Source organism: Rothia nasimurium, assembly GCF_042660305.1.
Lineage (GTDB): Bacteria > Actinomycetota > Actinomycetes > Actinomycetales > Micrococcaceae > Rothia > Rothia nasimurium.
In genome coordinates, this window is sequence record NZ_JBHSTW010000018.1 from 63,931 (window position 1) to 76,449 (window position 12,519).

A 12,519-nucleotide genomic window follows, 5' to 3' on the forward strand; every position below is an offset into this window, starting at 1 on the left:
AGGTTTGAGCTTCTGGCCGCCTGCGCTGGGATAATCCACAGGTGAGTTCGCTAAACTTAGATAGAGTTGTGTGCTTTGTGCCCTGAAATCGGGGTAAGTACGCCTTTGCAGGTGGCCTCACCCCACGAAAGGACCTGTTTGCCCATGGTATCTGCCCCGACACCCCAGGTACGCCCCCAGGAGCGCATTGTTGCTGTAGTGGTGACCTATAACCGCCGTGAGCTGCTTGAACAGACCCTAGCCGGGATAGAGGCGGGGGAGCTGACCCCCGATACGGTCATCATTGTTAATAATGCTTCTACCGACGGTACCGAAGAGTACCTGGGCAGCTATCGGAGTTCACTGGCTACCGACATTGTGCACCTGCCGCAGAACGTGGGCGGCGCAGGCGGCTTCACTGTGGGCATCGACCGGGCCCTAAACCGCCATGCAGCAGATCTGGTCTGGGTCATGGACGACGACACCGAACCTACCGAGAACACCCTCTCTGAGGCCTACCGGGCTTGGGCTGACTATTCCCCGGTGCGGGCAGAGCGACCGGCCGTCGTGGCCTCTAAGGTGGTGTGGACCAACGGCCAGGACCACCCCATGAACACCATGCGTACCATGTTCGCCGCGGGCCCTGACCGTACCGCGCGGGCAGCCGCTGTGGGTGCCCGCCCTATCCGTTCGGCGTCCTTTGTGTCAATCCTGATGGATGCTGCCGCTATGCGGGCCACCGACCTGCCCCTGGCAGACTTCTTTATCTGGAACGACGACTTCGAATACACCACCCGCCTGATTCACCACAGCAACGGTATTGCAACTGAGCGGTCGGTAGCCCGTCACCACACCAAGACCTTTGGTACCACAGACGCCAAACCCGGCCCCCGCTTCTACAACGATGTACGCAATAAGCTCTGGGTTTTTTGTGCCCGTCGCACCCTAACCCCGCTGGAAAAGCTGCTCTACGGCGGCTCAACAGCCCGCCTGTGGGTTAGCACCCTGCTGCGTACCGATGAGAAGAAGACCTACACCGGCTACTTCCTCAAGGGGCTTCAGGACGCCGCCGCCGGCTATCGCTCCAACGGCGAGGTGCTGGACGGCGTCTACCAGCTTGAAACCCCCCAGCTGGCCCAGCGTATCAAAGCAAACTACGGGAGCGACCCCAAGTTCTCTGTCTTGATGAGCGTTTATGCCGGGGATCAGCCCGAGCACCTGCGCCTGGCCCTAGCCTCGAATACCGAGGGCCAAACCCTGCGCCCCAACCAGCTGGTACTGGTACAGGACGGCCCCGTGGGCGCTGAGCTTTCTCAGGTTATCGCTGATTTTGAAGAGCAGAGCTCCCTGTCGGTGACCGTGGTGCGCCTTGCCGAGAACCACGGGCTAGCTGCCGCCTTGCACGAGGGGCTCACCTACTGCGACTACGATATTGTGGCCCGGGCAGACTCAGACGATGTTTCTGCTCCTGACCGTTTTGCCCAGCAGGTTCCCCTGCTTGCCGCGGGCCAGTACGACGTGCTGGGTAGCGCCATGTACGAATTTACGGACGACCCCGCCCGCCCCGAGGCCGAACGGAAGGCTGTGACCGGGGCGAGAGCTATCCGAGAGATGCTTCCGAAGCGCAATCCCATGCTGCACCCCACCGTGGTCTTCCGCAAGAGCGCTGTAGAGGCCGTTGGCAGCTACGTTGAGGTTCCGGGAGCCGAAGACTACTGGCTTTGGGCCCGCATGAGTCGAGCCGGGTTCGTCCTGGGCAACCTGAGCCAGCCCCTGGTAAGCTACCGGGTTGCTACAGCTTATACCCGACGCGGTGGGATGGATGCCCTGCGCAAGGACCTCCAGGTCCAGCGCAGGCTCTATACCGGGGGAGTGCTGAGCCCCGTCCGCTTCGCCCAGAACCTAGCCATACGCGGTGTCTACCGCCTAGCACCAGAAGAACTGCGCACCCGGGCCTTTAGGGCCATGACCGGCCGAACCCCGCAGGGGAAGAAAGAGAAGGGCAGCAATGTCTAAAGAACCGTCCCCGCAGACCACCTCTATCCCCATTCTGACCTCGAGCACCGAGCGGAAAACCTGGTGGAAGTACGTGCAGATGGGGCTAGACTCCCTAGCCTGGCTGATAGCCCTACCCGCTGCCTTTGTTTTGCGCTACGGCATGGATCTGAGCCAGATCGATGCAGGCGGGCTCACCATGGTTGCCCTGGTGATGGTCGCCCTGCAAATCGGTGGTGGCCTGATGATGGGTCTCTACCGCGGAGTCCACAGCTACGGCACCCTGCAAGAGGGCAGCAAGCTCTACCCCCTGATATTAGCTAACACCATCATTATGCAGATACTGCTGATGGTATCGTCCCGAGCCTTTGGGGTACCCCGCTCGGTGGTGCTGATTGCCTTCCCCATCGCTGTTTTGCTGATGATGGGCTTCCGCTATAGCAAGCGAATCTATGAGGAAAAGACCAACCGCCCCAGCGGTAAAGATGTGCAGCGGGTGATTGTTTACGGTGCAGGTTTTCTGGGCCGCAACCTGGTGTCAACCTTGATGACCGACCCTAAGGCCAAGTACCTGCCGGTCGCGATTGTTGACGATGACCGTTCGGTGCGTAACGCCCGTATTCATTCGGTTAAGGTTGAGGGAACCAGCGCTGATTTGGCGGCCCTGGTAAAACATCACCAGGCTGAGAAGGTGCTCATTGCTATTGGTGAAGAGATTCCTGAACGGCGTTTGGTCCGCATCGCTCAGAGTATGAAAGAGATGGGTGTAGAAACCATACGCATCAACTCTGCTGTTCCCGATATTGGTCACGGTCGCCGACGCAGTGAAGAGAATAATGAGCGCGAGCTTCTTGAGAAGATTCGCGGCACAATTGACTACAAGATTGACCATGACCTCATTCGTAGCTATGTGCAGGGTCGACGTGTGCTCGTGACCGGTGCAGGCGGGTCGATTGGCTCTGAGCTCTGCCGCCAGATTAATGCCTATCAGCCGGCTGAGCTTATGATGCTCGACCGTGATGAGTCCCTGCTTATGGATACCCGGTATTCTCTGACCGGCCTATCAAGTCTGGACGACCCCAGCGTGATTCTGGCGGACGTACGGGATGCTGAGGCATTAGAGGCGGTCTTTGCTGAACGTCAGCCTGAGGTTGTATTTCATGCTGCCGCTCTTAAGCATGTCTCTGCTCTTGAGGCTTACCCCAAGGAAGCCTATAAAACTAATACTCTGGGTACCGCAAACGTACTTAAGGCTTCAGCTCAGGTTGATGTTCAGGTTTTTGTGAATATCTCGACCGATAAGGCTGCCGACCCCACTACTGCCCTGGGGCAGTCCAAGCGCAGCGCGGAAATGCTGACGAGCTGGTACGGCGAGCAGACCGGGCGTACCTATGTCTCGGTGCGCTTCGGCAATGTTTTTGGCTCTCGCGGTTCTATTAAGCCCCTCTTTACCAAGCAGATCCTGGACGGCGGCCCCCTGACCGTGACCGACCGGAACGCCACCCGCTACTTCATGCTGATTCCGGACGCCTGCCTGCTGGTCATGCTGGCCGGGGCAATCGGACGCAGCGGCGAGGTGATGGTGCTCGATATGGGCGAGCCGGTCAAGATTCTCAAGGTGGCGGAGCATATGCGCAGCCTCTATGAGCGCTTCGACGTGGCTATCGAGGTTATTGGCCTGCGTGCGGGCGAAAAGCGCGACGAGGTGCTTTTTGGCCAGGACGAAGTACACCAGCGCAGCGAAGAGAACGAAAATATCATGAGGGCTCAAGCTCCCAGGCTTGACCCCGCTGACCTTGACTACGCCCGCTGGCTTGAAAACTACCGCAGCCACCGCGGGTACGAGCGCACCGAGCACCGGGGGCAGGAGGCCTAATGACTACCTCAGAACTTCTGGCCCTGCTTCTGGTGCCCACCGTTGTCGGCCTGGTCGCCGGTCTGCTCTTACCCTTCGCCGTGCGTCCGCTCCTGCATCGCTGGAACCTGGTCGACATCCCCACCGCACGGTCTTCCCACAGCTCCCCGGTCTTCCGAGGCATGGGGCTGGCAACCGCACTTGCAGCGGTGCTGGCCTACCTGGCTGCCCTCATCGACGGACAGATTTTTACCGATCGGTCTATCGCCCTTTTCGTGCTCTTTGGCATGGTGGCATCGGGCGCCCTGGGCTGGATGGAGGACTACCGCGGGGTCTCTATCAAGGTTCGCTTTGCGGCCCAGCTGCTCATCGGCGCTATCGTCACTCTGGGAATGACCCTGATGCTGGGGACCTCCATCTTCTGGGTTCCCCTAGGCGTCTTTGCGATCGCCGCCTACATCAACGTGGTGAACTTTATGGACGGCATTAACGGCATCTCGGGCCTGCACGGCTTTGCCGTGGGTGGGGCTTATGCCTACGCGGGCTGGGTCAACCAAATGCCCTGGCTACTTGCCGGGGGAGCGGCTGTGGCTGCGGCCTACCTTGCCTTCCTGCCCTGGAATGTGCGTACCGGTAAGAACGTTTTTCTAGGGGACGCCGGTTCCTACTTCCTAGGCGGAGCTATCGCTTCTATGGCGGTAGGGGCTTTCCTTTCGGGGGTTTACGTGGAATATATTCTTGCCCCCCTGCTGGTCTACCTGGCAGATACCGGGACCACGCTACTGCGCCGAATCGTGCGGGGTGAACAGTGGTACAAACCCCATCGCACCCACGCCTATCAGCGGTTGACGGACGTCGGTTTCAGCCACCTGGGTAGCGCGGCCCTTGTGACGCTTACTACTTTTGTGGTGACCGCTGTGACAGTGATGGCCCTGCCCTTTGAAACCCAGAACGCTGTTTGGTCTGCCCTGTTAGTTGTGCTTATCTTGGCCCTTTACATCTTTTTGCCGACCTTGCTCGGGAAGGTGCGTCAGAAAAATGGGGCCTAAGCCGCTGGGCATCAACGAGATGCCCTGGTTAAAAATCTTCCGGTCGGTCTCACTGGCTTTGGCTATCTTGGCCCTAGTCGGTACGATAGTTGGTGTACTTATCGCAGGTAAACCGGCTGCGGGTGGGTTCCTTACGGGGCTTACCCTGGTTTATCTCAGTTTCGCGGTCGGAATCATGGTTGTGATACCGGCTGAGAAGAAGTCGATGAAAGCGGCGGCAGCGGCTCTAGCGGCCATGTATCCGTTCAAGATTATGGTTTTCACCGGCCTCTTAGTGTTCGCCCCTATACCGCAGGATTTTCGTAACGGCTGGCTTCTCACCGGAGCCGTCCTGGCACTGGTGGCCCAGCTTGTCATTGAAACGAAAATTATCTCGAAACAGAGAATCCTCTATTTCGATTCGGTAGGATGAAACTAGGCAAAGGAGCATACACCCGTGGGCAACACCGACGATAAGTGGTACAAGCAAGATAAGCAGTTACGCTCTGCTGGCGACCTGGTTGCCGGTGGCGGAACAGCCGGGGCCTTTATGACACTTCTGTACGTCATGATAGGCGTTGGTATCTGGAGTTTGGTAGGCTATGGTCTGGACCACTTACTAGGTACAACCTGGATTGCTTGGGTAGGCGGATTCGTTGGCGCCTTTGGTGGTATCTACCTGGTATTTATCCACATGCAGCAGCGTAAATAAGACCAACTGAAACCGGTTGGCACACACATACTTTTGATTCTTTAAACCTCTGAGGTTGCTGGAGCCAGCGGCCAACACGAAGCAATGAAAGGACTTGCCTTGATTTCAAACGGGCTAGTTGTCGCAGCGGGAGAGCAGCAGGGCTACGTTCCGCCCACTATCGATGATATGCACCTGCCTGCCATCTTCACGATCGGTGATTTTGAGTTCAGCAAGCAGATGCTTCTGGTCATCCTGTCGGTGGTCATCGTTGCTGGCTTCTTCCTCTTCGCTGCCCGCAAGCGTGCCATGGTTCCCTCACGCACCCAGTTCGTGGGCGAAATGGGGTACGGCCTGGTCCGTAACAGCCTGGGCAAGGAACTGATTGGCGCCCACCACTACAAGCCTTTCGTTCCCCTGCTCTTCACCGCCTTCTTCTTCATCCTGGTCAACAACCTCTACGGTTCAATTCCCGTCGTCCAGCTGCCCACCATGTCTCACGTAGGTTCTGCCTACGCCCTGGCAGGTATCGCCTACCTGACCTGGGTTGGTGTTGGTATCAAGCGCAAGGGTCTGGGGAAGTTCTTCAAGGACATGACCATGCCCTCCGGCGTTCCTTGGCCTGTTTACATCATCTTGATTCCGATTGAGTTCATGTCAAACATGCTCATCCGCCCCGCAACCCACGCCCTGCGTCTCTTCGCTACCATGTTCGGTGGCCACCTGGCGATTATGGTTGCAGCATCCCTTACCCAGTACCTGATTGTTGAAGCAGGCGGCATCGCTGCTATCGCCTCGGTCGGTTCAGGCGCCCTGGGTCTCTTCCTCTACTTCCTGGAACTCATGATTCAGGTTATCCAGGCCTACGTCTTCACCCTGCTCCTTGCGGTCTACCTGCAGGGCTCGGTCTCAGAAGGCCACTAAAAATATAGGTTTTCTCCGTCGGGTACACCGGCGGACGAGAAAAGCAACCCGCTTTAGCGGGGAGTGTCCACATCAAAACTCTGCCCCTTACACAACACACAAACCGCAAGGGGCACTGTGAAAGGAAACAAACATCATGGAACTCACCGGTTCACTTACCGCAGTTGGTTACGGTCTGTCAGCTATCGGCGGTGGCATCGGCGTAGGTCTGATCTTCGCAGCCTACATGACCTCTGTTGCCCGTCAGCCCGAGTCACAGCGCACCCTGCAGCCCATGCTCTTCCTGGGCTTCGCACTGGTTGAAGCACTGGCAGTTCTCGGCCTGGTTCTTGCGTTTATCAAGTAATTTTTGGCCCCGCCGAAAGATTGACCAAACTATAGAACAGGAAAACCCCCTATGTCTCACTTAATGGCAGCAGCAGAGGGCGCGAACCCTCTGATCCCCAATGTCTGGGAAATCGCCATTACCGCCATCGGGTTCCTGCTCCTCCTCTTCATCGTCACCAAGTACGTTGTCCCGGCATTCGAAAAGATTTACCAGGACCGTAAAGAAGCAATTGAGGGTGGTCTAGCCAAGGCTGAAAAGGCTCAGGCAGAGGCCGCGGCAGCACGCGAAGAGTACGGCCAGCAGCTCGAAAGCGCTCGTCTGGAAGCTCAGAAGATTCGCGAAGAAGCACGCGCCGAAGGCGACGCCATCGTGGCAGAAGCTAAGGAGCGCGCAAACGCTGAGGCCGCTCGCATCACCGAAAATGCCCAGAAGACCATCGAGGCAGAACGTGCAGCTGCCGCAGCATCACTTCGTACCGAAGTTGGCGCTCTGGCAACCTCACTGGCTGGCAAGATTGTGGGCGAATCCCTCAACGATGATGAGCGATCCGCACGTGTAGTCGATCGTTTTCTTGCTGACCTTGACGCGCAGCAGCAGGCAGGTGCAGCCCGCTAATGTCAGCAGTATCGACTGAATCACTGAACAAGGTGGAACAGGTTCTGGTGGCCCAGCCTACCGATAACCCGACCCACCTCGCAGAAGAGCTCTTCGTTGTTGTCGACGCTATCGACAGCAATGGCGGGTTCCGGCGAGGTCTAACCGATCCTTCCCGCGAAGCAGCGCAGCGAGCAGGCATCGCCCGCTCCGTTCTGGGCGGCAAGATTTCCGACGCCGCTCTGGCTATCGTTTCTGCAGCAGCAGAAGCCCGCTGGAGCGAAGAACGCGATCTGGCTGATGCCCTCGAAACAACCGCTGTTACCTCAGTAGCGCTTTCTGCTGAACAGCGCGGAGGTATCGATGCACTGGAGCAGACCGTCAACGAACTGCTGACCTTCATCAACACCGTTGATGCCTCAGCAGAAGCACAGGCTGCTCTTGCCGATACCAGGGCAAGCAAGGAAGCACTCAAGAAGCTGGCTGTCAGCCTCGGTGGCCGTGTAGCCACCGCTGAAGGCAAGCTTCTGCTAGAACGAGTTGCCACTGCGGCCCGCGGAACCACCGCAGCCCGTCTGGCTAACGAGTTCGTAGAAATCATCGTCAAGCGTCAAAACCGTTGGATCGCACGAGTTACCTCAGCAACCGCGCTGACTGCAGAGCAGATTGCAAAGCTGCAGGGGTCACTCAACAAGACCTACGGCAAGGAGCTGAAGCTCGACATCACCGTAGACCCCGCACTTCTGGGCGGTCTGCGCGTGCAGGTAGGGGACGAAGTCATCGATGGCTCACTGTCCACCCGACTGTCAGAACTCAGCCGCGCTTTCGCATAGGCGATTTACACAGTCGAGACCTCGACGGTGATTTAGAAGATACACAGACGACATCGGGCAAGCCTAAAGGCCCAGCCCGAGCACGTCACACAAGTTTCGGTGGGCCTGCCGCCAGTCGGCAGGCACACCAACAAATTAGGAGAGCAGGGACATAAGATGGCCGATTTGACCATCAACGCCGATGATGTCCGTAACGCGCTGAATGAATTCGCAGCGTCTTACGAACCCGGCAATGCAGAGCGCGTAGAGGTGGGTCGTGTTGCATCAGCATCCGACGGCATCGCACGCGTTGAGGGCCTTCCCTCAGTAATGGCTAACGAGCTGCTTCGCTTCGAAGACGGCACCCTTGGCCTGGCACAGAACCTCGACACTCGTGACATCGGTGTCATCATCCTCGGTGACTTCACCGGCATTGAAGAAGGCCAGGAAGTTCACCGTACCGGCGAGGTTCTCTCAGTACCCGTAGGCGACGCCTACCTGGGCCGCGTAGTTGACCCCCTGGGTAACCCCATCGACGACCTGGGCGACATTGAAGCCGAAGGCCGCCGCGCCCTCGAACTTCAGGCTCCCGGCGTTACCCAGCGTAAGTCAGTTCACGAGCCCCTCCAGACCGGTCTCAAGGCAATCGACGCCATGATTCCGATTGGCCGCGGCCAGCGTCAGCTGATCATTGGTGACCGCCAGACCGGTAAGACCGCTATCGCGGTTGACACCATCCTGAACCAGAAGGACAACTGGGCCACCGGCGACCCCAATAAGCAGGTTCGCTGTGTCTACGTTGCTATCGGTCAGAAGGCATCAACCATCGCAGCAGTACGCGAAACCCTCAAGCAGCAGGGCGCACTGGAATACACCACCATCGTGGCTTCCCCCGCATCTGACGCAGCAGGCTTCAAGTACCTGGCTCCCTACACCGGTAGCGCCATCGGCCAGCACTGGATGTATGGCGGCAAGCACGTCCTCATCATCTTCGATGACCTCTCAAAGCAGGCAGAAGCCTACCGCGCGGTATCACTGCTGCTGCGTCGTCCTCCGGGCCGCGAAGCATACCCCGGCGACGTCTTCTACCTCCACTCCCGCCTGCTCGAGCGCTGTGCAAAGCTCTCCGACGAGCTGGGTGCAGGTTCAATGACCGGCTTCCCGATCATTGAAACCAAGGCAAACGACGTTTCAGCCTTCATTCCCACCAACGTCATCTCCATCACCGACGGCCAGATCTTCCTGCAGTCAGACCTCTTCAACGCTAACCAGCGCCCTGCGGTCGACGTAGGTATCTCCGTCTCCCGTGTTGGTGGTGCAGCACAGACCAAGGCTATGAAGAAGGTCTCCGGTACCCTCAAGCTCGACCTTGCTCAGTACCGCGCCATGGAAGCCTTCGCAATGTTCGCTTCCGACCTGGACGAAGCCTCAAAGGCCCAGCTGACCCGCGGTGCTCGCCTCACCGAACTGCTGCGTCAGCCCCAGTACACCCCCTACGCAGTTGAGGACCAGGTTGTCTCAATCTGGGCAGGCACCAACGGCTACCTCGATGACCTCGAAGTTTCAGACGTTCTGCGTTTCGAATCAGAGTTCCTCGACCACCTGCGCCGCTCCACCTCAGTACTGCAGGACATCGCAGCATCAGGCAAGCTCGAAGACGAAACCGTAGCAGCTCTCAAGACTGCCATCGTTGACTTCAAGCAGGGCTTCCGCTCAGAAGGCACCAGCCACCTCGTTGAGGCCGGTCACGAAGAGCACCAGCCCCTGTCAGACAGCGAAGTATCACAGGAAACCATCGGTTAGCGATTTTCCTAGCAGGTGAGACGCCCCTCCAACAGAACCTGGGGGAGGGGCCCTCACCCTAGGAGTGAAAGGAATCTCTATGGGAGCCCAGATTAGGGTTTACCGCCAAAAGATTACTTCAACATCGTCTATGAAGAAGATCTTCAAGGCGATGGAGATGATCGCAACCTCACGCATTAACAAGGCACGTAAGAGCGCAGAGGCCGCTAGCCCCTACGCAAATGCGCTGACCAAGGCCGTCACTGCCATCGCGACCCAGCACCACATTGAGCACCCCCTGCTTAACGCACGCTCAAAGGCAAAGACCGGTCGCTCCGCAGTACTCGTCCTCACCAGCGACCGCGGCCTTGCGGGTTCATACTCCTCATCCGTCCTCAAAAAAACCGAGGGTCTTATTGAGAAGCTCCGCGGTGAGGGACGTGATGTCAAGCTCTATCTCATCGGTCGCAAGGCAAAGTCCTACTTTGACTTCCGCGAACGCGAATACGAGCAGGCTTGGGAAGGCAACACCGACAACCCCAACATCGAGATGGCCGTTGCAGCACGCGACGCCATCCTGGCAGCCTACGAAAACGGCGAGGTCGATGACCTTCATATCATCTACACCGAATTCGTCTCCATGGTTAGCCAGGAAACCCGCGTCCTGCGCCTGCTCCCCATCGAGGTAGCAGACGCACGCGAACTCGGTGAAGAAATCCTGCCCGGCGAACGTCTCGAAGACGACCAGTTCCAGCAGAACTCAGTCTTTGAATTCGAGCCCAGCCCCCAGGAAGTTCTCGACGAGTTGCTGCCCCGCTACATCGCCTCCCGCATCTATGCGTGCCTGCTAGAAGCAGCGGCCTCCGAACTGGCGTCCCGCCAGCGCGCGATGAAGTCCGCAGGTGATAACGCTGACGAGCTCATCAAGAAGTACACCCGCCTGATGAACAACGCTCGCCAGGCAGAAATTACTCAGGAGCTCAGCGAAATTGTTGGCGGCGCCGACGCACTCGCCTCCTAATCCACCAGACAACTTTCCACTCTCTACATAGGTAAGTGAGAACAATGACTGCCACTCTGAACGAATCGGCTACCGCGCCGGCTCAGGGCGCAACCGGTCGCATTGCTCGCGTTATCGGCCCTGTCGTTGACGTTGAGTTCCCTGCCGGCCAGGTACCTGACATCTACAACGCGCTGACCGCTGATCTGACCCTCAACGGCACCACCCGTAAGATCACCTTCGAGACTGCCCAGCACCTCGGTGACTCACTGGTACGCGCAATCTCCCTGCAGCAGACCGACGGCCTCGTCCGCGGCCAGGCTGTAGTTGACACTGGCGCTCCTATCTCCGTCCCCGTAGGTGACGGCGTCAAGGGCCACATCTTCAACGTCCTCGGTGACGCCCTCGACGTCTCCAACGACGAAATCAAGGCCGACACCTACTGGCCCATCCACCGCGCTGCCCCCGGCTTCGCAGACCTCGAAGGTTCGACCGAGATGCTGGAAACCGGCATCAAGTCCATCGACCTTCTGACCCCCTATATCAAGGGCGGTAAGATTGGTCTCTTCGGTGGTGCAGGCGTTGGTAAGACCGTTCTGATCCAGGAAATGATTACTCGCGTTGCCCGCAACTTCGGTGGTACCTCAGTATTCACCGGCGTCGGCGAGCGTACCCGTGAAGGTAACGACCTCTGGGTTGAAATGGAAGAAGCTGGCGTTCTGAAGGACACCGCTCTCGTGTTCGGCCAGATGGACGAACCGCCGGGAACCCGTCTGCGCGTTGCGCTGACCGGCCTGACCATGGCGGAATACTTCCGTGACGTTCAGAACCAGGACGTTCTGCTCTTCATCGACAACATCTTCCGCTTCACCCAGGCAGGTTCTGAGGTTTCAACCCTGCTCGGCCGCATGCCGTCCGCTGTGGGCTACCAGCCCAACCTGGCAGACGAAATGGGTCTACTGCAGGAGCGCATCACCTCATCCCGTGGTCACTCCATCACCTCCATGCAGGCAATTTACGTTCCTGCGGACGACTACACCGACCCCGCACCTGCAACCACCTTCGCCCACCTGGATGCAACCACCGAGCTCTCCCGTGAGATCGCTTCACGTGGTCTGTATCCCGCGATTGATCCCCTGTCCTCCACCTCCCGAATCCTGGACCCCCAGTACATCGGTCAGGAGCACTACGACACCGCAATCCAGGTCAAGGCTATCCTGCAGGAAAACAAGGAACTTCAGGACATCATCGCCATCCTCGGTGTTGACGAACTCTCCGAAGAGCAGAAGGTCGTTGTTTCACGTGCCCGCCGCATCGAGCAGTTCCTCTCACAGAACACCTACACTGCAAAGCAGTTCACCGGTGTCGAGGGTTCAACCGTGCCGATCAAGGACACCATCGAATCCTTCCAGATGATCTGCCGCGGCGATGTTGACCACATCCCCGAGCAGGCCTTCTACAACATCGGTGGTATGGACGACGTCATGCGCCGTTACGAGGAAATCAAGGCACAGTCTGGAGCCAAGTAATC

At 58.2% G+C, this 12,519-nt stretch carries 12 protein-coding genes; all 12 read left to right on the forward strand.

All coding sequences use genetic code 11. The features are described 5' to 3' along the window. Window positions 1–144 precede the first annotated feature (144 nt). The 12 genes from ACFP6B_RS07185 to atpD all read left to right on the forward strand — a co-directional run bounded on the left by ACFP6B_RS07185 (window position 145) and on the right by atpD (window position 12,517). The gene (locus ACFP6B_RS07185; protein WP_377129467.1) at window positions 145–1,995 is read left to right on the forward strand and encodes a glycosyltransferase; all 1,851 of its coding nucleotides are present in this window, start codon (window positions 145–147) and stop codon (window positions 1,993–1,995) included. Further along, window positions 1,988–3,850, forward strand: a complete 1,863-nt coding sequence (locus tag ACFP6B_RS07190) for a polysaccharide biosynthesis protein (protein WP_377128707.1) — start codon at window positions 1,988–1,990, stop codon at window positions 3,848–3,850. Before ACFP6B_RS07185 ends, ACFP6B_RS07190 begins: the two co-directional genes overlap by 8 nt. Beyond that, entirely contained in the window at window positions 3,850–4,878 is a 1,029-nt protein-coding gene (locus ACFP6B_RS07195; RefSeq protein WP_377128710.1) for an MraY family glycosyltransferase, read from the forward strand. Before ACFP6B_RS07190 ends, ACFP6B_RS07195 begins: the two co-directional genes overlap by 1 nt. Next, entirely contained in the window at window positions 4,868–5,290 is a 423-nt protein-coding gene (locus ACFP6B_RS07200) for a hypothetical protein (RefSeq protein ID WP_237185864.1), read from the forward strand. Before ACFP6B_RS07195 ends, ACFP6B_RS07200 begins: the two co-directional genes overlap by 11 nt. A gap of 24 nt (window positions 5,291–5,314) precedes the next feature. Then, window positions 5,315–5,569 (forward strand): hypothetical protein, encoded by a 255-nt coding sequence (locus ACFP6B_RS07205; RefSeq protein ID WP_377128714.1) that lies wholly within the window; start codon window positions 5,315–5,317, stop codon window positions 5,567–5,569. 99 nt (window positions 5,570–5,668) lie between these two features. Then, on the forward strand, window positions 5,669–6,472 hold the full coding sequence (atpB, locus tag ACFP6B_RS07210) for a F0F1 ATP synthase subunit A (RefSeq protein ID WP_237209107.1): 804 nt from the start codon (window positions 5,669–5,671) through the stop codon (window positions 6,470–6,472). A gap of 136 nt (window positions 6,473–6,608) precedes the next feature. Beyond that, window positions 6,609–6,818: an ATP synthase F0 subunit C gene (atpE, locus tag ACFP6B_RS07215; protein ID WP_135011536.1), complete on the forward strand. Its 210-nt coding sequence runs from the start codon at window positions 6,609–6,611 to the stop codon at window positions 6,816–6,818. Window positions 6,819–6,869: 51 nt separating this feature from the next. Then, window positions 6,870–7,415 carry a F0F1 ATP synthase subunit B gene (locus ACFP6B_RS07220; RefSeq protein WP_135011537.1) on the forward strand — a complete coding sequence of 182 codons (546 nt, stop codon included), beginning with the start codon at window positions 6,870–6,872 and terminating at the stop codon, window positions 7,413–7,415. Then, the gene (locus tag ACFP6B_RS07225; RefSeq protein ID WP_377128719.1) at window positions 7,415–8,227 is read left to right on the forward strand and encodes a F0F1 ATP synthase subunit delta; all 813 of its coding nucleotides are present in this window, start codon (window positions 7,415–7,417) and stop codon (window positions 8,225–8,227) included. Before ACFP6B_RS07220 ends, ACFP6B_RS07225 begins: the two co-directional genes overlap by 1 nt. Window positions 8,228–8,383: 156 nt before the next feature. After that, the gene (atpA, locus tag ACFP6B_RS07230; RefSeq protein ID WP_237185867.1) at window positions 8,384–10,009 is read left to right on the forward strand and encodes a F0F1 ATP synthase subunit alpha; all 1,626 of its coding nucleotides are present in this window, start codon (window positions 8,384–8,386) and stop codon (window positions 10,007–10,009) included. A gap of 79 nt (window positions 10,010–10,088) precedes the next feature. After that, window positions 10,089–11,009, forward strand: coding sequence for a F0F1 ATP synthase subunit gamma (locus ACFP6B_RS07235; RefSeq protein WP_377128724.1), 921 nt, complete (start codon window positions 10,089–10,091; stop codon window positions 11,007–11,009). Between the two features lie 44 nt (window positions 11,010–11,053). Continuing rightward, window positions 11,054–12,517 carry a F0F1 ATP synthase subunit beta gene (gene atpD, locus ACFP6B_RS07240; RefSeq protein ID WP_377128727.1) on the forward strand — a complete coding sequence of 488 codons (1,464 nt, stop codon included), beginning with the start codon at window positions 11,054–11,056 and terminating at the stop codon, window positions 12,515–12,517. Window positions 12,518–12,519: the final 2 nt, after the last annotated feature.